Genomic DNA, 19,909 nt, shown 5'->3' on the forward strand with positions numbered 1-19,909 from the left:
GACTCAATGAAGCTTCGCTTCCTGAATAGCATAAGGACCGCTATGATGAGCGTCGTTTTTAGCCTATGACCTCGGAGACTTCCATGAGTAGCGACCTTATCAAACACGTCACCGACGGCACCTTTGACGCCGAAGTACTCGAGGCTCAGGGTCCTGTGCTTGTTGACTATTGGGCTGAATGGTGTGGCCCTTGCAAAATGATTGCCCCGGTTCTGGACGAAATCGCCAGCACCTACAAAGGCAGGCTGACGGTTGCGAAGTTGAACATCGATCAAAACCCGGACACTCCTGCCAAGCATGGTGTTCGTGGTATTCCTACGCTGATGCTGTTCAAGGGCGGCAATGTGGAAGCGACCAAAGTTGGTGCGCTGTCGAAGTCGCAGCTGACTGCGTTTCTCGAAGGAAACGGTATCGACCTTCCTAAACCTGTTTGAGACGTTTCAAAGCCCCGCAAAATGCGGGGTTTTTTTCGGGTGTCGTACTAGACGCCTGGAAAATCAGGTGGTACATTCGGCCCCGCAACGGCTTCTCCGTTGCCCCCTGCTAGCCGTCGCCGACGCTCTCCTTTCGATTTAGTACGCGATCCTGTCGCCTTTTCTGCGGCGCGGCCTCATTAAGCCAAAAGCTTAATTTCCCCCTCCATACATGATTACGTCATTCCCCATATGAACCTGACTGAACTCAAGCAAAAGCCGATTACCGAATTGCTCGAAATGGCCGAACAGGCTGGCATCGAGAATATGGCCCGTTCGCGCAAGCAGGACGTCATTTTCTCCCTGCTCAAACGGCACGCCAAAAGTGGCGAGGAAATATCCGGTGATGGCGTGCTGGAGATTCTCCAGGACGGCTTCGGTTTCCTGCGCTCTGCAGATGCTTCCTACCTGGCCGGCCCGGATGACATCTATGTCTCCCCCAGCCAGATCCGCCGCTTCAACCTGCGTACCGGCGATACCATCGTTGGCAAGATCCGTCCACCCAAGGAAGGCGAGCGTTATTTCGCTCTGCTCAAGGTCGACACGATCAACTACGACCGTCCGGAAAACGCCAAGAACAAGATTCTGTTCGAAAACCTGACGCCGTTGTTCCCGACGATTCGCATGAAGATGGAAGCCGGTAACGGTTCCACCGAAGACCTGACCGGTCGTGTGATCGATCTGTGCGCACCGATCGGTAAGGGCCAGCGTGGTCTGATCGTTGCTCCGCCGAAGGCGGGCAAGACCATCATGCTGCAGAACATCGCGTCGAACATCACGCGTAACAACCCGGAAGTGCATCTGATCGTTCTGCTGATCGACGAGCGCCCGGAAGAAGTGACCGAGATGCAGCGCACCGTTCGCGGCGAAGTGGTCGCCTCGACGTTCGACGAGCCGCCAACCCGTCACGTACAGGTTGCCGAAATGGTGATCGAGAAGGCCAAGCGCCTGGTCGAGCACAAGAAAGACGTCGTTATCCTGCTCGACTCCATCACCCGTCTGGCCCGTGCCTACAACACCGTCATCCCGAGCTCCGGCAAGGTATTGACCGGTGGTGTCGACGCTCACGCACTCGAGAAGCCAAAGCGTTTCTTCGGTGCTGCGCGTAACATCGAAGAAGGCGGCTCGTTGACCATCATCGCCACCGCACTGGTTGAAACCGGTTCGAAGATGGATGAAGTGATCTACGAAGAGTTCAAGGGTACCGGCAACATGGAACTGCCTCTGGATCGCAAGATCGCAGAGAAGCGCGTGTTCCCGGCCATCAACATCAACCGCTCCGGCACACGCCGTGAAGAGCTGTTGACCGCTGATGACGAGCTGCAGCGCATGTGGATCCTGCGCAAGCTGCTGCACCCGATGGACGAAGTCGCGGCTATCGAGTTCCTCATCGACAAGCTTAAGCAGACCAAGACCAACGACGAGTTCTTCCTGTCCATGAAACGCAAGTAACTGGCAGGCTGAAACAAAAAATGGTGTCCTTCGGGGCACCATTTTTTTTGCCTGCATGCCGCCGATTAGCTGCCTTGACGGGCTGGAGCAGGTACGATGTGCGTCTATTGGATAAATGGCCGGGTTAATGAAATTCAAAGATCTTAGGGATTTCGTGCAGCAGCTTGAGCAGCGCGGAGAGTTGAAACGCATTCAGATGCCGATCTCGCCTGTGCTGGAAATGACTGAAATCTGTGACCGTACCTTGCGTGCCAAGGGCCCGGCGCTGTTATTCGAAAAACCGGTCGGCTTTGATATCCCGGTGCTGGGCAACCTGTTCGGCACGCCAGAGCGCGTCGCCATGGGCATGGGTGCCGAAGCGGTCAGTGAGCTACGTGAAATCGGCAAGCTGCTGGCGTTCCTCAAAGAGCCTGAGCCACCCAAGGGCTTGAAGGACGCGTGGTCCAAGCTGCCGATCTTCCGCAAGGTCATCGCCATGGCGCCGAAGGTCGTCAAGGATGCGCCATGCCAGGAGGTCGTCATCGAAGGCGATGACGTCGACCTCGGCATGCTGCCTGTACAGACCTGCTGGCCGGGCGATGTCGCGCCGCTGATCACCTGGGGCCTGACGGTCACCAAAGGCCCGAACAAGGAGCGTCAGAACCTCGGCATCTATCGCCAGCAGGTCATTGGTCGCAACAAGATCATCATGCGCTGGCTCAGCCATCGCGGTGGCGCGCTGGACTTCCGCGACTGGTGCGTCAAGCATCCCGGCGAGCCTTATCCGGTGGCCGTCGCACTGGGCGCGGACCCGGCGACCATCCTCGGTGCCGTGACGCCGGTACCGGACAGTCTGTCCGAATATGCCTTTGCCGGGCTGCTGCGTGGCTCGCGCACCGAACTGATCAAATGCCGTGGCAGCAATCTGCAAGTTCCGGCCAGCGCCGAGATCGTGCTTGAGGGTGTGATTCATCCGGGCGAGATGGCCGACGAGGGGCCTTACGGGGACCACACCGGCTATTACAACGAAGTCGACAGCTTTCCGGTGCTGACCGTCGAGCGTATCACCCACCGTATCAAGCCGATCTACCACAGCACCTACACCGGTCGTCCACCTGATGAGCCGGCGATTCTGGGCGTCGCGCTGAACGAAGTGTTCGTGCCGATTCTGCAAAAGCAGTTTCCGGAGATCGTCGATTTCTACCTGCCGCCCGAGGGTTGCTCGTACCGCATGGCGGTGGTGACCATCAAGAAACAGTATCCCGGCCATGCCAAGCGCGTGATGCTGGGTGTCTGGTCGTTCTTGCGCCAGTTCATGTACACCAAGTTCGTGATCGTCACCGACGACGATATCAATGCGCGGGACTGGAACGACGTGATCTGGGCCATCACCACGCGCATGGACCCCAAGCGCGACACGGTCATGATCGACAACACGCCCATCGATTACCTCGATTTCGCCTCGCCGGTGTCCGGCCTGGGTTCGAAAATGGGGTTGGATGCCACGAACAAATGGCCAGGTGAGACCAGCCGCGAGTGGGGCAGGGCGATCGTCAAGGACGAAGCCACCACACGCCGGGTGGACGAAATCTGGACTCAGTTGGGAATAGACTGATGCGCGTAACCTTGCAGCCATCAGGTGCGGTGCTGGAAACCCTGCCGGGCGAGCGGATACTCGATGCGGCACAGCGTCTGGGCTACGAGTGCCCGCAGAGCTGTCGTAATGGCAACTGCCATGTCTGCTCAGCCCTGCTGGTCGAAGGCCGGGTAATGCAGTCAGGGCAGACGCTTGATCACGGCGAAATTCATACCTGTGTGGCCGAGCCGCTGACAGAGTGCTTGGTGCTGTGGGATGGCGTGTTGGCCAAGGGTGAACTGCCGGTGCGCAGTTTTGCCTGCCAATTGAGCGAATGCGTCGAGGTGGGTGGCGATGTCTGGCGGGTCGGCCTGCGCGCCCCGGCCGGCAAGCCGCCGCGTTATCATGCCGGGCAGTACCTGATGATCGAGCGCGAGAACGGCGAGAAGTCGGCGTTTTCCATCGCATCGGCGCCGCACAGCGGTCGCGACCTGGAGCTGCACGTGCTGGCTCGTGAAGACAGTGCGCGCAGCCTGATCGAGCAGATGCAACGCAATCGCATGGCACGGGTCGAGCTGCCCTTTGGCGACACCCACCTTGCCGAGCTGCCAGACGGGCCGCTGGTGCTGATCGCGGCCGGTACGGGCATGGCGCAAATGAACAGTTTGTTGGAACACTGTCGCTCCACAGGCTTCAGTCATCCTGTGCACCTGTATTGGGGCGTGCGGCGTCCCGAGGATTTCTACCAGGTCAGCCATTGGGATGAGTGGGCGAAACTGCCGAACCTGTTCCTGCACAAGGTCGTCAGCGACCTGTGCGGTTGGGAGGGGCGTTGCGGTCTGCTGCACGAGGCGGTTTGCGAGGATATCAAGGACCTGTCGGCCGTTCACGTCTACGCCAGCGGCTCGCCTGCGATGATCTACGGAACCCTGGACGCCCTGGTTGACGCCGGAATGGATGCACATCAGATGCGCGCAGACGTATTCGCCTACGCACCGCGTCCGTAATGCCGGACTGACGGCTGCAGGAGTGGAGTGTAAATTGCTTTAACTGATTACAACCGATGGCGATGCCTGTTCGTCGCCAGGCAACTTTTAGTAGAGGCAGGCCCTTGGCCTGTGGCAACAACCGAACCACGACACCCTGATGCCGCTCAACCACGAGCGAGTCGGCGGGGCTCGGTAAAAACTGGCAGTCAGACTGTCAGGGAGGCAAATGGAGAATCCAATCAACGAGTTGGCCGCTGCAGTGCACGACGGTCTTGGCCTGACGTATCCGCCCGTTATCGATATGGGCCCACAGCTTACCCGCGAGCAACTGCTCGCATCCATGAACGCCACCATGCGTCGTCACAAGGGCGGCCCGGTCTGGTTGTTCGCCTATGGTTCACTGATCTGGCGTCCCGAGTGCACCGCCGTGGAGAGCCAGCGCGCCCGAGTGCACGGTTATCACCGCGGACTTTACCTCTGGTCGCACGAACACCGTGGCACGCCGGAAGTGCCGGGGCTGGTATTCGGTCTGGACCGTGGCGGTTCATGCACCGGCTTCGCGTATCGTCTGCCGGATGAATGCCTGGAAAAATCACTGCTGGCCTTGTGGGAGCGCGAGATGCCGTACCCCTCGTATCGCCCGCACTGGCTCAATTGCCGCCTTGAAGATGGCCGGAAGGTACAGGCCCTGGGCTTTGTGCTGGAGCGGCATCTGCCCAGCTACGCAGGCAACTTGCCGGACAGCGTGCTGAGCCAGGTGCTCGCCAGCGCCAGAGGGCGCTATGGAACCACCCGCGAGTACGTCGAGCAGACCGCCAAGGCCCTGCGTAGCCACGCCATGCCAGACCTGAATCTGGAGGCGCGGCTCAAGCGCTGCAAGTCAGAGACTGCCTGATCAGCCTTTGGTGTCGCGAGATGTGCTGGCGACCTGTTTGTGCCGCAGCGTCGGCGCAAGGAACACCATCGCCAGAATGCACGCGCCGATCAACAGCACGAAGCCGCCATCCCAGCCGAAGTGGTCAACCGTGTAGCCCATCGCTGCGCTGGCCGCGACCGACCCGCCCAGATAGCCGAACAGCCCGGTAAAGCCGGCGGCCGTGCCTGCTGCCTTCTTCGGTGCCAGTTCCAGAGCCTGCAGGCCGATCAGCATCACCGGTCCGTAGATCAGGAAACCGATGGACACCAGCGCGATCATGTCGACGGTCGGATTGCCTTCAGGGTTCAGCCAGTACACCAGCGTGGCGATGGTCACCAGAAACATGAACACCATGCCGGTCAGGCCGCGATTGCCCTTGAAGATCTTGTCCGACATCCAGCCGCACAGCAGCGTGCCCGGAATGCCCGCCCACTCGTAGAGGAAATACGCCCAGGAAGTCTTGTCGACCGTGAAGTGTTTGGCTTCTTTCAGATAGGTCGGTGCCCAGTCCAGCACGCCGTAGCGCAGCAGGTAAACGAACACGTTGGCCATGGCGATGTACCACAGGAACTTGTTGCGCAGCACGTACTTGACGAAGATCTCCCGGGCGCTGAATTCTTCCTCGTGGCTGGCATCGTAGCCTTCCGGGTAATCGTTCTTGTAGTGCTCGATAGGCGGCAGGCCGACCGATTGCGGGGTGTCACGCATGGTCGCGAAGGCGAACACCGCGACCAGCAACGCAACCGCCGCCGGCACGTAGAACGCCGCATGCCAGTCGTTGGTCCAGCCCATGCCGAGCAGGAACAGCGGGCCGATCAGGCCGCCGCCGACGTTGTGCGCCACGTTCCACACCGACACCACACCGCCGCGCTCTTTCTGCGACCACCAGTGAACCATTGTCCGCCCGCTCGGCGGCCAGCCCATGCCCTGTGCCCAGCCATTGATGAACAGCAGCACGAACATGATCGTGACACTGGACGTCGCCCACGGCGCGAAGCCGAAGATGAACATGATCCCGGCAGAGACCAGCAGGCCGAACGGCAGGAAGTAACGCGGGTTGGAGCGATCCGAAACGATGCCCATGAGGAATTTCGACAAGCCGTAGGCAATGGCAATGGCAGACATCGCCACGCCCAGCTGGCCACGCGTATAGCCTTCGTCGATCAGATACGGCATCGCCAGCGAGAAATTCTTGCGCAGCAGGTAGTAACCCGCATAGCCGATAAAGATGCCTGCGAAGATCTGCCAGCGCAGACGGCGATAGGTGCTGTCGACCTTTTCTTCGGGAAGGGGTGCCTGATGCCTGGCAGGGCGGAAAAACCCAAACATGGAAAAGCTCCTGATTATTGTTGTTTTTGCGAATGCGAATATTACATTTTCATTACAGAAAAAAGCAGTGCCTTCGGGCTGATTCTTTGTAGGAATTGCAGGCAATCAGCTGTTGTTTTACGAACATTGCGTAAATGTTTACAGGTGTTTCAAGTATTTGGGATGGGTCCTACAGGTGTATCGGAAGTCGTGTGCTGACTGATGTGTCGGCAGGTTCATACCATCGTCATCACTGCGCCCTGGAGGTGCACCACGACGATGAGCCCCTACAACAATGAGAATGACCGCGTTCATGATTACCGCAGCACTGGCCCCTCACGTCGGCGCTGCAGAGCCATTTCTGGTGCCGATATACACGCCGACACCGGTTTTTCCACCTGAGCTGGTCAAGACCCGCTATGCGGGCAAAGTCCGCGCCCAGTTGTGGATCAAGTCCGATGGGCAGGTTCGTGAAGTCCGGGCCGTCGAGAGCGGGCATCCGCAGCTCGCCGCAGCAGTGGAGGTAGCACTCCGCCAATGGCGCTATAAACCCTGGGTCGGAACAGTCGGCGCGCCGCCCATGACCACGATCACCGTGCCCGTCATTTTTGGTTCCTACGGCTATCGGCGCTTCAACACCGAAGTGACCGTGGGCCTGGGAAACATCCGCTGCGGCTACCTGAACCACGAAGTGAAATCCGCCCGCCAGGACTATCCCAAGGAACCACTGAGTAAGGTCGACGTGTTCTGGTACACCGGGCAGGCGCTGTTCGGCAGCCATGTAGCCCACCTGCGCAGCGAGCCCCAACGCCAGGTCCTGCTTGAGCAACTGGGCGCCGCGATACCGATGATGGTCAGCAATTGCCGAAGCAATCCCGATCGTCTGTACGGCGATTATCTGCCAGCGCCGATCAAGGCGTTGATCGTCGGGCTGGCCGAGCAAGCGGAGGGCAGCGAATGAGCTGCGTGCTGGGTTGTATGATGCTTACGGGGTTGCTTTCGGCGGGGGGAGCACAGGCGTTGCCGTCTTATCCTGTGCCCTTGCACATGCCTGAGCCGGGCTATCCGACATCGATGCTTGGTTCCTCCGTAAAACGCAGTGTCAGTATCAGGGTTTTCATTCAGGCCGATGGAGGCGTGCGCTTCCTCGAAGTGCTGGGCGCGCCCGATCCTAGGCTCATCAGCCTGACCCGAAGTGCTGTCGAACAGTGGGTCTTCGAACCCTGGCAGCCGTCTGCTTCTCATCCCGAGGGCGAAGCAGTTACGGTCACGTTCAATTTCACGGGGCGGCCACATACCAACCCGCCGCTGGCAGCCAATGTCGAGCTGAAGCAGGTGTTGTGCTGGCAGCTGAATACGGAAATGTTCGAGGGACGCAAATGGCGCAAGGACGTCAAGCCGGATGCGCTGATGCGGACAGAACTGTACCTGTCGAGCAGTCCGGTCATAGAGCAGTTTCTCACACCGGACGAGCGTCAGGCCCTGGTTCTTGAGCTGCTGGAAGCGACGCCGGGCATCGTCGCTCAATGCCAAAAAAATCCGATGCGCAGGTATGTTGATTATTTGCCGGAGAATGTGAGGAAGGCGTTGTAAGGGTTGAGCGGTATTGATTACGGACATCGTGAGCGCCGCGTACTTGTGGGAGTGAGCTTGCTCACGAAGGGGCCGGTACAGCCGACGGATATCTCTCGTTTCGCACGCGTCAGCGGGAGCGCCTTTCTTAAGGCTCCGCGTCACCATTCGCTCCATGAGCCACATTCAAGATTGGACGTAAAGTCTCCAGAAAAGCATGAGCGGGCATGGCAACGAAAATGTTTGTTGCCTTGTGAATACGCCTTCGCGAGCAAGCTCGCTCCCACAGTTCAGGTAATCCTCCTGCTTTTGAGTGAGTTTCAGTCTGGAGGTCTGAACCGGATATCGTCGTCAGTTACCAAATGATCCGACCTTCAGGCAGGTGGATTATTTGCCGGAGAATGTCAGATCTATCGTGTGGTGCCGGTGTCAAAGCAGTGCTGACTTGACCCGGCACCTCCAGCGAAATGATCAGTGAACAGCGCTCATATTTTGAATCGCTTCAAGCTGACTCATGTCAAGCGCTCCGTGAGCGCTGATCGTATTCGAGAAGTCGGTGATCGCGATTTCGATAGTGCCTATCAGCACCTTGATCGCATTATCGATTTCTCGCGACGCCTCAGGCCCGAACGTCATCTCTATCGCTCGGTTGGATTCGGCCTCTTTAGCGCGAGCTTCCTCGGCGTTGCGTAGGGCCAATGCGTGCTCGGCTTCTTCGACCTGACGCTGTGCAAGCTGGAACGCTGCCTCTATGGCTCGCTGCTGCGCAGCCTGTTCTTCCGCGAGTCGGCTCTTACGCGCGCTGCTTCTTCGGCTTGGCGTTGTGCGGCTTCCTGGGCAAGGCGCTCTGCGTGTTGGCGACCAAGTTTTACTAGCCTAGTGTGCTGTTTTCGAAATAATTTGCTTTTTACCTGCGGTTTCAAGTGCTTCACGCGCCCGTTGAATTTTGTTCAAAATCTCCTCTCCCTTTGCGTTCCAAACGTATCGGGTCGGCTGAGCATTACGTAACGCCATGAACGCTGTAATGGAGCTCTCCAGCTCGCGAACCGAGGCAAAACTGCCTTCGCGAAGATACACCGTGGTGTCTCGAAAGAAGCGTTCAACCATGTTCATCCAAGAGCTGGAGGTTGGCGTGAAATGAATATGAAAGCGAGGATGTTTCGCCAGCCACGCTTTCACAGCAGCATGCTTGTGGGTCGCATAGTTATCGACGATCAGGTGAAGCTGGAGGTGTTTGGGCGTTTCTTTATTGATCTTCTTGAGAAAATCCAACCACTCTTGATGCCGGTGCTGACGCTCGATGCTGCTGATCAATTTTCCTTGGAGGTAATCCAGTGCGGCGAATAACGTGACCGTGCCATGGCGGGTGTAATCGTGCGATCTAGTCTGGATATGACCGATGCCCAAAGGTAAACCCGGCTGTGTTCGCTCCAATGCCTGAACCTGACTTTTCTCATTGCAGCACAACACCAAAGCCTTGTCCGGTGGGGCCAGATAAAGCCCGATCACATCCCAGAATTTCTCCTCAAACTGCGGATCGTTGGACAACTTGAATGTGCGCGTCAGGTGGGGCTTTAAATCATTGGCAGCCCACAGTTTATGGACGGTAGTCGAGGAAATACCCGCCGCCTTTGCCATGCTCCGACAGCTCCAGCGTGGTTCTCCGATGCGAGGACGGGTGATCTGTTCCAGGACACGGCGAACTGTCTCGGCAGGCAAAGGCGACTTGCGTCCGCGTCCCGGTTTGTCGATCAGTCCATCAAGCTGATGTGCTTGGAAACGCTGGCACCAGTCGGTGATCGTCGGGCAGGAAAAACCGGTCAATCGCGCAATGCTGTCTCGGGTTTCGCCTTCGGCAGCCAGTAGAATAATCCGTGCTCGCCGGCCTTCTCGCTGAGGAATGGTGGCAGAGCGCACCCGTCGTTTCAGCTCGGTCTTTTCTTCAGGGCTAAGTGTGATGTCCAGAGCGCTCATGGCAAGCTCTCCAAGGCAGGGATAACGTTTGAAGTGTAGACGAAATGCACAGAAAATTATTTCGCGAACAGCACACTAGCGGCGGCGATGACGCGGGCGAAGATGAACTAATATGTTCATCATCACTCGCTGCATTGGTTTATAAAATTTACTTTAGAAGGTCGGCAAGTTCGCCGATGGTTTTAGTGTTTTTTATTTCGGGGCGGCCGTTTGCGCCAGGTGCTCTGTATCAGGTTGTTTTAAAGTGCGCTTCCGTGGGGTGATGAAAGACATGGCTCAGTTGACCGCGCTGTTCGCGTTGTCGAATCTGTGGACGGCACGGAAACACTGATGGGCATTGGTGAATTGCGCGCGTTTGATAGGGAAGATGATGCGAAAAAAAATAAATTCCCCATGGGTTTTTCAAAAAATTAGCTCATTTCGGGAAAAGTCCGGCTATCCGTCAATGCGCGGTAAGTTGGTCGGTAAAGCTTAGGTATTTCTGATTGAAGTTTCAGTAGAAGCTATTAAGGGTTTAATGTCTATATAAAGGTCCTGATATTTTTGAGGTTAGTAAATATAAGTGAGTAAGATGGCTTTAGATGTATCTTACCCACTGCGTTGATTTTTCCATGTTACTCTAGAAATTTGGCAAGCTCACCAATGGTGCTGGTTTTTTCGATTTCGTCTTCTAGTGTGCTATTAAGTTTGATGTGGTTTAAGGAGGCGTAAGTATAGTCGTTGTCGTTCCATTCTTTAGTATAGTTCTCTTTAAGTTTTTCAGGGATTTTAATGTCGTCCTGCCTCATGATTTCAAATGATGCGTAGGCTAGGCCTATTTTACTTATGTTCTTGTACTTTCGGGTTAGATCAGAGAATTTAGTTTCACTGCTTATTTCAGTTCTTATTTCGGTCATAATTCTGGAGGCGGTTTTAGGATCTAGACCAGGTGTGTTTGCAATTGGAGCATAGATAGCTGTTTTAATTATATCTATATATAAGCTCTGGGACATTTCACACCTCTCTTAGCACCGAAAATGGTGCGCTTGCATAATCTCTCCAATAGAGGCAGTTGCCTACTCTCATATCTACTAGGGTCTGTTCCCGTTCCCCTGCTGACGAGTAGGATCAGGCACTCTTCGCAACCAACACCACCACCTTCCCCACAGCCCTGCGTCCCCCCAACAAATCAATCGCCTCCCCAGCCCTTTCCAGCGGATAAACCGTCGACACCAGCGGCGTCAATTTCCCTTCTTCAAACCACGCAAACAACTGCTTGAAGTTCGCCGCGTTGTCTTGCGGTTGTCGCTGCGCAAACGAGCCCCAGAACACGCCGACCACCGAAGCGCCCTTGAGCAGGGTCAGGTTGACGGGCAGGTCGGGGATGCGGCCGCTGGCGAAGCCGACGACCAGCAGGCGGCCGTTCCAGGCGATGCTGCGGATGGCCAGGTCGAAGAGGTCGCCGCCGACCGGGTCGTAGATCACGTCGGCGCCGTTGCCATGGGTGAGGCGTTTGACTTCGTCCTTGAGGCTGGTTTCGCTGTAGTTGATCAGTTCGTCGGCGCCTGCGTTTCTGGCGACTTCGAGTTTTTCTGCGCTGCTGGCGGCGGCGATGACGCGGGCGCCGAGGGCTTTGCCGATTTCCACGGCGGCCAGGCCGACGCCGCCGGATGCACCGAGTACCAGCAGGGTTTCGCCGGGTTGCAGGCGGGCGCGTTGTGTGAGGGCGTGCATGGAGGTGCCGTAGGTCATGCTGAATGCGGCCGCCGTGGTGAAGTCCATGCCCAGTGGAATCGGCAGCACGTTGTAGTGGGGAACGGCGACCTGCTCGGCAAAGCTGCCCCAGCCGGTGAGCGCCATGACGCGGTCGCCAGGTTTCAGGTGGCTGACGTTTTCCCCGACGGCGGCTATCACGCCTGCGGCCTCGCCACCCGGTGAGAACGGGAAGGGTGGTTTGAACTGGTATTTACCCTCGATGATCAAGGTGTCGGGAAAGTTGACCCCGGCGGCGTGAACGTCGAGCAGAATTTCGTTCTTTTTGATCGCGGGGCCGGGCACGTCTTCGAGTACCAGTGTGCTGGCAGGACCGAAGGCTTTGCATAACAGGGCTTTCATCGGGCTATTCCTTTTCCGGTAATGGCCGATAAAGTCAGTTAAGCGGGTTCCCGGGTCAACAAGCATGGCCCTGCCTGATAAGCACACATAAGCTGTAAGCTACGTGGCAAACCGTATTAAGGAGTGGACTGTGAAAGCGTGGATTCTGATGTTGCTGGCCTTGTCATTGCCTGTCATGGCGCAAGAGGAAGCCAAGGAAGAAGGCGGCCCGCCAAAAGCGGCGTATGTCTCGCTGACGCCTCCGTTCGTGGGTAACTACGCACTCGATGGCGGCCCCAAGCTGCGTGTCTACAAGGCTGACATTGCCTTGCGTGTAACCGGTGCCGACGCCGAGGCCGCCGTGAAGCGCAATGACGCACTGATCCGCAATCAACTGGTGTCGCTGTTCACTCAGCAGACCGTCGATTCCATGAGCAGCGCCGAAGCGAAGGAAAACATTCGTCAGGAAGCCCTCAAGCAGGTTCAGCGCGTCATGAACGATGAAGAAGGCAAGCCGATTGTCGAAGACTTGCTGTTCAATAACTTCATCGTTCAATAACGGCCGTCAGCGCAATGCCAGGATCGCCGCCCATTGTTCGGCGGTCACCGGCATGACCGAGAGCCGGCTGCCTTTTTGTACCAGAGGCAGTTGCTCCAGCTGGCTTTGTTGCTTGAGATAACCCAGCCCCAGCACGTGTTTGAAGATATCCACGAACTCGACGTCGATGGCACTCCACGGATTCTTTTCCTCCGTGGCCTTGGCGTCGTGATAGTGGCTCTGGGGGTCCAGCGCGGTGGGGTCCGGATAAGCTGACCTGGCGACTTTGCCGATACCGGCGATGCCCGGTTCGGGGCAACTGGAGTGATAGAAAAAGAACTTGTCGCCCTCTGCCATGGTTCTCAGAAAATTGCGCGCCTGATAGTTGCGCACTCCGTCCCAGCGCGCTTTGCCCAGTCGTTGCAGGTCGCTGATCGAGAATTCATCAGGCTCGGACTTCATCAGCCAATAGGCCATTGTGCTCACTCCACAGACAAAAGGTTTACGGTGTTTCGAACAGTTTGATGACAAACCGACAATCGGTTCGCGCCACTATTTGCGTACTGGTTCACGTTACCGCAAAATGCCGCCCTTCAAAGTTCCACGCTGTTGCACGGCCTACACAAAACCGATGCTGACATCGTATTGATTTGCCTAAGGAGGGCAGTCAATGAAACGCAAGCCTGATTTACTCTGGATTCTGGTTATTCTGTTTGGCTTGGGTGTCGTGACAACCGGTTATGCACAGAGCTTGTGGTCCACCAAGGACGACGCTCCCGTCGAGATCACACAGCAGCAGCAAAAAGTCCCCGGCAGGCATTGAGCCCTGCCTGTACTCTGATCGTTGATGGCCTTGTTGGCTGAACGATCAGAGAGTCTGCGTCACATACCAGCCTTTATCCGATAGCGTGCCGTGCAGCGGTACATCCCAACTGGCCTGCGCCAGTCGATCCACTTTCTGACATTCATGAGCCAGCCCGAGTAACAGCGGTTTGCGCCAGGTCTTTCTGCGCGCCAGGTACGCCAGGCTGCGGTCGTAGAAACCTCCGCCCATGCCCAGGCGACCGCCTTCGTCATCGAAACCTACCAACGGCATCAGGATCAGATCGAGCGCCCAGACAGGGCGTTGCCTTGCCCGGTCGATGTGCGGCTCGGGGATGCGGAAACGGTTGGGGATGAATGTCTCGCCGGGACGCACACGCTGAAAAACCATGCGGGTGCGCGGCCAGGCATTGAGCACCGGCAGATAGGTTGCCTTGCCGCGGCGCTGTGCTTCGCGCAGCAACAGCCGCGGGTCGATCTCGCCATCCATCGGCAGGTACAGCGAAACATGTCGGGCACGCCGAAACAGCGGGTGCTGCGCCAGTTGACGGTAAATATCCCGTGCGGCTGCGCGTTGCTGGCTTTGACTCAAGGCTTTGCGTGCCTTGCGTAGCTGGCGGCGCAATTGTGGACGTGTGAGTGATTGGGCGCTGATCATGAGCAGGAGGTCATGCAGGCTGATCCGGAAAGGAGGTTGAAGCCGGAGCGGGGTCGTCGTTGCCAGACAACAGGGCTGGCAACGAACTGAATATGGACTCCCCGACGAACCGCTGTCGGTTTAGCCCTTGAACCCGAAAGTTCAAGGTGGAGATTGCAGGAGGTTTTAAGGCTTTCCGTCGAGCGGACATGCACACCAACCCCAACGTGCAACCCCCGTGGTTGTGCGTATCGGCTCAGGGACATGACCGACTGGCAAGCACTCCAGGGAGCAGCGCGAGTATACAGAAATGCCCCGCAATAATCAGCCCCGAGTTGAATCCGGTGCGCCGGGCGTGTCTGTCGCCAGCACCAGATCGACCTTGTCGAGCAGATCGCGGACCTGTTCGCGGGTCGAACCGCTGGTCTGTACGTCAGGCAGATGTTCCTTGTGCAGCAGGTCGTGAGTGATGTTCAGGGCAGCCATCACGGCGATGCGATCCGCACCGATGACTTTGCCGCTGCTGCGGATCTCACGCATCTTGCCATCCAGATAGCGGGCGGCGCTGACCAGGTTGGTGCGCTCTTCCTGAGGGCAGATGATCGAATATTCCTTGTCCAGGATCTGAACGGTAACGCTGTTGCCATTGCTCATGAGTCTTGCTCCAGGGCTTTAAGGCGCGAAATCATTGACTCGACCTTCTGCCGGGCGATTTCGTTTTTTTCAATCAGTTGGGCACGTTCCTCGCGCCAGGTCTTTTCCTGAGCTAATAAGAGTGCGTTTTGGCCTTTAAGTTGCTCGGCATACTTCAGGAGCAGCTCCACACGTTTCATCAGCGCTTGCAGGTCGGTGTCTTCCATTGTTTTCCACTGAATACTTTCTGATGAATGGCAGGGGGAGCGATGCTTGTGCTCAAGCTCGAACCGCCGTCCGGGTGATCTTGTCGCGCGGATAGTCTAGGATACAAGGCCTTCATTCTAGACATTGCGCCGTTTGGCGACTAGCTACCCATGCCCATTCAGAATTCTCCGTACAAAGCGTTCGCCACTCTGCTCAACAGTGGCGGTCACCAGGTATCTCCTGCCGAGCTGCATGGCCTGTTGCTGGGGCGCAGTTGCGCAGCTGCCGGTTTCGACAACGAAGGCTGGTTCGCCGACGCGTCGCAACTGCTGGAAACCGAGCCGCAAGACAATATCCGTCAGGCCCTCATCGGCCTGCAAGAGATGGTCAAGGGCGAGCTCACCGGCGACGACATGACCGTCGTGCTGTTGCTGCCGGGCGACGATGAACCGCTGACCGAGCGTGCTGCTGCGCTGGGCCAATGGTGTCAGGGATTTTTGATGGGCTTCGGTCTGAACATTGGTGACAAGCCGCTGGGCACCGAGGCCAAGGCTGTTCTGGAGGATCTGGCGGCGATTGCCCAGGTTCAGGACGCGCTGGAAGAGTCCGAAGACGGCGAAACCGACTACATGGAAGTCATGGAGTACATGCGTGTAGCGCCGCTGCTGCTGTTCACTGAATTCAACGAGCCGTCCGCGCCGCAACCCAAGCCTTCCCTGCACTGATAGCCGATCACTGCGACACCGGCCAGCGCTTGCCACAGCGCGAGCCGGTGGACTCCATCAGGACGCCCGCTGCCCATGATTCAGATCCCGAAGTCCGAGTACGCCCGCCGCCGCAAGGCTCTGATGGCTCAGATGGAGCCGGACAGCATTGCCATCCTGCCCGCCGCTGCGGTTGCCATTCGCAATCGTGATGTCGAGCACGTCTATCGGCAGGACAGCGACTTTCAGTACCTGAGCGGCTTTCCCGAGCCCGAAGCGGTGGTGGTGCTGATCCCCGGTCGTGAATACGGTGAGTACGTATTGTTCTGCCGCGAGCGCAACCCCGAGCGCGAGCTGTGGGAAGGCCTTCGCGCGGGGCAGGAAGGCGCGATCCGCGAGTACGGTGCGGACGACGCGTTCCCCATCAATGACATCGATGAAATCCTGCCCGGCCTGATCGAAGGCCGGGATCGGGTGTATTCGGCGATGGGCAGCAATCCTGAATTCGACCGACACCTGATGGACTGGATCAACGTGATTCGCTCCAAGGCGCACCTCGGTGCCCAGCCGCCCAAGGAGTTCGTGGCGCTGGACCATCTGTTGCACGACATGCGCCTGTACAAGTCCGCCGCGGAAATCAAAGTCATGCGTTGCGCGGCGGATATTTCCGCGCGGGCCCATGTGCGGGCGATGCAGGCCTGCCGCGCGGGGTTGCATGAGTTCAGTCTGGAAGCCGAACTGGACTACGAGTTCCGCAAGGGCGGTTCGAAGATGCCTGCCTATGGCTCGATCGTCGCCTCGGGTCGCAACGGTTGCATCCTGCATTACCAGCAGAACGACGCGGTGCTCAGGGACGGTGATCTGGTGTTGATCGACGCGGGCTGCGAAATCGACTGCTATGCCAGCGACATCACCCGTACCTTCCCGGTGAACGGCAGGTTTTCCCCCGAACAGAAAGCCATCTACGAGCTGGTGCTCAAGTCCCAGCAGGCGGCCTTCGCGGCCATCGGGCCTGACAAACACTGGAACCAGGCACACGAGGCGACGGTCAAGGTGATTACCGCCGGGCTGGTCGAGCTGGGCCTGCTACGCGGCGATGTCCGCGAGCTGATCGAAAGCGAGGCCTACAAGATGTTTTACATGCACCGTGCCGGGCACTGGCTGGGCATGGATGTGCATGACGTCGGCGAATACAAGGTCGGCGGCGAGTGGCGCGTACTGGAGGCTGGCATGACGCTGACCGTTGAACCCGGGATTTACATATCCCCCGACAACCTGGACGTCGCGAAGAAATGGCGAGGTATTGGTGTGCGAATCGAGGATGACGTGGTTGTGACCAGGCAGGGGTGTGAAATTCTGTCCGGCGGCGTGCCCAAGACCGTCGCCGAGATCGAGGCGCTGATGGCGGCTGCACAGGAACAGGTGGTATGAGCCGCTTCAATATCGCCATCGTCGGCGGCGGATTGGTCGGTGCAAGCCTTGCACTGTCGCTGCAGGCCGGTGCCAAGGCGCGCGGCTGGAAAATCGTGCTCATCGAGCCCTTCGCGCCGGGTGAGGCCTGGCAGCCCAGCTACGATGCGCGTTCTTCGGCACTGTCGTTCGGCTCGCGACGCATCTATGAACGGCTTGGCCTCTGGCAGCAGATTTCCCGACGCGCCGAGCCGATCCTGCAAATCCAGGTGTCGGACCGGGGTCGCTTCGGCGCCACTCGCCTGTCTGCGATCGAAGAGGGCGTTCCGGCGCTTGGCTATGTAGTCGAAAACGCCTGGCTCGGTCAGGCTCTGTGGGCCGGGCTGGACCGTGATGTGGTCAGTTGGCGTGTGCCGGCCGAGGTCAAACACATGCAGCCATTGGCCGATGGTTATCGCCTGAGCCTCAGTGACGACAGCGAACTGGACTGCGACCTGGCCGTGCTGGCCGACGGTGGCCGTTCCAGTCTGCGCGAACAGTTGGGTATCGGGGTGCGGCAACGGCCTTACGACCAGCATGCGCTGATTGCCAATATCACGCCGAGCGAAGCTCACTGCGGGCAGGCGTTTGAACGTTTTACCGAAGACGGGCCGATGGCGCTGCTGCCATTGCCGGATAACCGCTGTGCGTTGGTCTGGACACGTCCGGGCAACGATACCCAGCGTCTGGCCGAGCTGGACGACCGCAGTTTTCTGGAAGAGCTGCAGGGCGTGTTTGGCTATCGCCTGGGCACGCTGCGTCAGGTAGGTGCCCGGCATGTCTACCCCTTGGCACTGATCGAAGCCGAAGAGCAGGTGCGCTCGCATCTGGTGATCCTGGGCAACGCGGCGCACAGTCTGCATCCGGTCGCCGGGCAGGGGTTCAATCTGTCCTTGCGCGACGCCGATGCACTGGCCGAGACGCTGCTGGACAGCGACGCGCCGCCCGGTGCGCTGCCGACGCTGCAGCTCTACCGTGAGCGCCAGCGCCAGGATCAGCAATTGACCGTGGGCTTTTCCGACAAGGTGACGCGCCTGTTCGGCAGCTCCCGGTCGGCGGTTGCCACCGGGCGTAACGTCGGGTTGCTCGGCCTGGACCTGCTGCCTGCCGCCAAGCGCTGGTTTGCCCGCCAGGCCATGGGGTTGGGGACTCGATCCGATGTGTGAATCACCCACTTTAAACACAGGGCTTCGGCCGCAAGCGAGAACGGTTTGACCATGGAAACGCGCGCAGATGTGCTGATTGTCGGAGCCGGAATGGTCGGCAGTGCCCTTGCCTTGGCATTGCAGGACAGCGGCCTTGATGTGCTGGTGGTCGACGGTGGACCGCTGAGCGTCGAACCGTTTGATCAGCAGTCGAGCTTCGAGCCGCGGGTCAGCGCCTTGTCGGCGGCCAGCCAGCGAATCCTCCAGCGGCTGGGCGTGTGGGAAGGCATCGCAGCCCGGCGCATCAGCCCGTATGCGCATATGCAGGTCTGGGACGGCAGCGGCACCGGGCAGATTCACTTCTCGGCCTCCAGCGTGCATGCCGACGTGCTCGGTCACATCATCGAGAATCGTGTGGTGCAGGACGCGTTGCTCGACCGTCTGCATGCCAGCGACATCGGCCTGCTGGCCAATGCGCGGCTTGAACAGATGCGTCACTCCGGCGATGACTGGCTGCTGACCCTGGCTGATGGCCGTCAGCTGCGCGCACCGCTGGTGGTGGCTGCCGACGGTGCCAATTCCGCCGTGCGCCGCCTGACTGAAACGCCGACGCGTGAATGGGATTACCTGCATCACGCGATCGTCACCAGCGTGCGCACCGCCGATCCCCACAGGAAAACCGCCTGGCAGCGTTTCACCGATGACGGGCCGCTGGCCTTTCTGCCACTGGAGCGTGAGGGCGAGCACTGGTGTTCCATCGTCTGGTCAGTCACACCTGCCGAAGCCGAGCGCCTGATGGTGCTGGAAGATGACCTGTTCTGCCGCGAACTGGAGCAGGCATTCGAAGGACGACTGGGCCAGGTGCTGTCTGCCGATAGCCGCCTGTGTGTGCCGCTGCGTCAGCGTCACGCCAAGCGTTACGTTGCCGGAGGATTGGCACTGATTGGTGATGCGGCCCACACCATTCACCCGCTGGCCGGGCAGGGCGTGAACCTCGGTTTTCTCGACGCCGCAGTGCTGGCGGAAGTCCTGACCCATGCCGCAAGGCGCGGCGAGCGCTGGTCTGACCTGCGTGTGCTGGGCCGCTACGAGCGCCGCCGCATGCCGCACAACCTTGCACTGATGGCGGCGATGGAAGGCTTCGAACGCCTGTTCCAGGCCGACCCGCTGCCCTTGCGCTGGTTGCGCAACACCGGCCTGAAAATGGTCAACCGCATGCCCGAAGCCAAGGCGCTGTTCGTCCGCGAGGCACTGGGTTTGTCGGGGGATCTGCCTGAACTGGCGCGGATCGAAGCACGCTAGAAACCAAAACATACCTACGCGGAGCCCAGGCGCGATGGTGTTCTTGAGAGCACTATCGTTCCTCACGCTCCAGCGTCGTGTGACGCTCTACGTAACATAATCAGTAGAGGACGCAGAGCGTCCAGAACGGCATACCCACGCGGAGCATGGGTACGATGGT

General features: G+C 58.6%; 21 protein-coding genes, 1 other RNA gene and 1 pseudogene. 13 read left to right on the forward strand and 10 right to left on the reverse strand.

Annotated features, from left to right (window positions below):
• The first annotated feature begins 83 nt into the window (after positions 1–83).
• The 5 genes from trxA (at position 84) to QRN50_RS04230 (ending at position 5,364) form a co-directional block, all read left to right on the forward strand.
• Positions 84–434 carry a thioredoxin TrxA gene (trxA, locus tag QRN50_RS04210; RefSeq protein ID WP_003403255.1) on the forward strand — a complete coding sequence of 117 codons (351 nt, stop codon included), beginning with the start codon at positions 84–86 and terminating at the stop codon, positions 432–434.
• Between the two features lie 231 nt (positions 435–665).
• Positions 666–1,925, forward strand: coding sequence for a transcription termination factor Rho (gene rho / locus QRN50_RS04215; RefSeq protein WP_002551560.1), 1,260 nt, complete (start codon positions 666–668; stop codon positions 1,923–1,925).
• A 127-nt stretch (positions 1,926–2,052) separates the two neighbouring features.
• Complete coding sequence (ubiD, locus tag QRN50_RS04220) at positions 2,053–3,519, forward strand: 4-hydroxy-3-polyprenylbenzoate decarboxylase (protein ID WP_003317344.1); 1,467 nt, start codon at positions 2,053–2,055, stop codon at positions 3,517–3,519.
• Positions 3,519–4,487 (forward strand): CDP-6-deoxy-delta-3,4-glucoseen reductase, encoded by a 969-nt coding sequence (locus QRN50_RS04225; RefSeq protein WP_024643078.1) that lies wholly within the window; start codon positions 3,519–3,521, stop codon positions 4,485–4,487. Before ubiD ends, QRN50_RS04225 begins: the two co-directional genes overlap by 1 nt.
• A gap of 208 nt (positions 4,488–4,695) precedes the next feature.
• Complete coding sequence (locus QRN50_RS04230; RefSeq protein ID WP_003403249.1) at positions 4,696–5,364, forward strand: gamma-glutamylcyclotransferase; 669 nt, start codon at positions 4,696–4,698, stop codon at positions 5,362–5,364.
• Here QRN50_RS04230 and glpT read toward each other — a convergent pair whose 3' ends face one another.
• Positions 5,365–6,714 (reverse strand): glycerol-3-phosphate transporter, encoded by a 1,350-nt coding sequence (glpT, locus tag QRN50_RS04235; RefSeq protein WP_003403247.1) that lies wholly within the window; start codon positions 6,712–6,714, stop codon positions 5,365–5,367.
• Between the two features lie 274 nt (positions 6,715–6,988).
• Here glpT and QRN50_RS04240 point away from each other — a divergent pair, with 274 nt between their 5' ends.
• Entirely contained in the window at positions 6,989–7,654 is a 666-nt protein-coding gene (locus tag QRN50_RS04240; RefSeq protein ID WP_349344914.1) for an energy transducer TonB, read from the forward strand.
• On the forward strand, positions 7,651–8,286 hold the full coding sequence (locus tag QRN50_RS04245) for a hypothetical protein (RefSeq protein ID WP_032655409.1): 636 nt from the start codon (positions 7,651–7,653) through the stop codon (positions 8,284–8,286). Before QRN50_RS04240 ends, QRN50_RS04245 begins: the two co-directional genes overlap by 4 nt.
• A 450-nt stretch (positions 8,287–8,736) precedes the next feature.
• Here QRN50_RS04245 and QRN50_RS04250 read toward each other — a convergent pair.
• From QRN50_RS04250 to QRN50_RS04265, 4 genes and pseudogenes are all read right to left on the reverse strand, one after another.
• Positions 8,737–9,143 (reverse strand): annotated as a pseudogene (locus QRN50_RS04250) (hypothetical protein); the annotation flags it as partial.
• Positions 9,142–10,239 carry an IS630 family transposase gene (locus QRN50_RS04255; RefSeq protein ID WP_058399333.1) on the reverse strand — a complete coding sequence of 366 codons (1,098 nt, stop codon included), beginning with the start codon at positions 10,237–10,239 and terminating at the stop codon, positions 9,142–9,144. The gene QRN50_RS04255 and the pseudogene QRN50_RS04250, both read right to left, overlap by 2 nt.
• 614 nt (positions 10,240–10,853) lie before the next feature.
• On the reverse strand, positions 10,854–11,231 hold the full coding sequence (locus QRN50_RS04260) for a hypothetical protein (protein WP_058823249.1): 378 nt from the start codon (positions 11,229–11,231) through the stop codon (positions 10,854–10,856).
• A gap of 115 nt (positions 11,232–11,346) precedes the next feature.
• The gene (locus QRN50_RS04265; protein ID WP_096127432.1) at positions 11,347–12,333 is read right to left on the reverse strand and encodes an NADPH:quinone oxidoreductase family protein; all 987 of its coding nucleotides are present in this window, start codon (positions 12,331–12,333) and stop codon (positions 11,347–11,349) included.
• A gap of 130 nt (positions 12,334–12,463) precedes the next feature.
• Between QRN50_RS04265 and QRN50_RS04270 the strand changes: the two genes are divergently transcribed.
• Positions 12,464–12,871, forward strand: coding sequence for a flagellar basal body-associated protein FliL (locus QRN50_RS04270; RefSeq protein WP_003403230.1), 408 nt, complete (start codon positions 12,464–12,466; stop codon positions 12,869–12,871).
• A 6-nt stretch (positions 12,872–12,877) separates the two neighbouring features.
• On the opposite strand, the gene QRN50_RS04275 is transcribed toward QRN50_RS04270, so the two are convergent.
• On the reverse strand, positions 12,878–13,327 hold the full coding sequence (locus tag QRN50_RS04275; protein WP_011266315.1) for an EVE domain-containing protein: 450 nt from the start codon (positions 13,325–13,327) through the stop codon (positions 12,878–12,880).
• A 193-nt stretch (positions 13,328–13,520) separates the two neighbouring features.
• Here QRN50_RS04275 and QRN50_RS04280 point away from each other — a divergent pair, with 193 nt between their 5' ends.
• Positions 13,521–13,673 carry a hypothetical protein gene (locus tag QRN50_RS04280; protein ID WP_003317333.1) on the forward strand — a complete coding sequence of 51 codons (153 nt, stop codon included), beginning with the start codon at positions 13,521–13,523 and terminating at the stop codon, positions 13,671–13,673.
• Between the two features lie 45 nt (positions 13,674–13,718).
• Here QRN50_RS04280 and QRN50_RS04285 read toward each other — a convergent pair whose 3' ends face one another.
• The 4 genes from QRN50_RS04285 to QRN50_RS04300 form a co-directional block, all read right to left on the reverse strand.
• Positions 13,719–14,330: a 5-formyltetrahydrofolate cyclo-ligase gene (locus QRN50_RS04285; protein WP_096127433.1), complete on the reverse strand. Its 612-nt coding sequence runs from the start codon at positions 14,328–14,330 to the stop codon at positions 13,719–13,721.
• 94 nt (positions 14,331–14,424) lie between these two features.
• A non-coding RNA gene (ssrS, locus tag QRN50_RS04290) (6S RNA) lies at positions 14,425–14,603 on the reverse strand.
• A gap of 30 nt (positions 14,604–14,633) precedes the next feature.
• Positions 14,634–14,963, reverse strand: coding sequence for a cell division protein ZapA (locus QRN50_RS04295; protein WP_096127434.1), 330 nt, complete (start codon positions 14,961–14,963; stop codon positions 14,634–14,636).
• Complete coding sequence (locus tag QRN50_RS04300; RefSeq protein ID WP_002551573.1) at positions 14,960–15,169, reverse strand: TIGR02449 family protein; 210 nt, start codon at positions 15,167–15,169, stop codon at positions 14,960–14,962. The genes QRN50_RS04295 and QRN50_RS04300 overlap by 4 nt, the downstream gene beginning before the upstream one ends.
• Before the next feature lie 150 nt (positions 15,170–15,319).
• Between QRN50_RS04300 and QRN50_RS04305 the strand changes: the two genes are divergently transcribed.
• The 4 genes from QRN50_RS04305 to QRN50_RS04320 all read left to right on the forward strand — a co-directional run bounded on the left by QRN50_RS04305 (position 15,320) and on the right by QRN50_RS04320 (position 19,749).
• Positions 15,320–15,874, forward strand: a complete 555-nt coding sequence (locus QRN50_RS04305) for a YecA/YgfB family protein (RefSeq protein WP_003403224.1) — start codon at positions 15,320–15,322, stop codon at positions 15,872–15,874.
• A gap of 75 nt (positions 15,875–15,949) precedes the next feature.
• On the forward strand, positions 15,950–17,284 hold the full coding sequence (pepP, locus tag QRN50_RS04310) for a Xaa-Pro aminopeptidase (protein WP_058823247.1): 1,335 nt from the start codon (positions 15,950–15,952) through the stop codon (positions 17,282–17,284).
• Positions 17,281–18,468 carry a 2-octaprenyl-6-methoxyphenyl hydroxylase gene (gene ubiH, locus QRN50_RS04315; RefSeq protein WP_011266319.1) on the forward strand — a complete coding sequence of 396 codons (1,188 nt, stop codon included), beginning with the start codon at positions 17,281–17,283 and terminating at the stop codon, positions 18,466–18,468. Before pepP ends, ubiH begins: the two co-directional genes overlap by 4 nt.
• 51 nt (positions 18,469–18,519) lie before the next feature.
• A complete protein-coding gene (locus QRN50_RS04320; RefSeq protein WP_011266320.1) occupies positions 18,520–19,749 on the forward strand; it encodes a 2-octaprenyl-3-methyl-6-methoxy-1,4-benzoquinol hydroxylase in 1,230 nt (409 codons plus the stop codon).
• Positions 19,750–19,909 lie beyond the last annotated feature (160 nt).

Source organism: Pseudomonas sp. MEJ108 (assembly GCF_030208985.1).
GTDB lineage: Bacteria > Pseudomonadota > Gammaproteobacteria > Pseudomonadales > Pseudomonadaceae > Aquipseudomonas > Aquipseudomonas fragariae.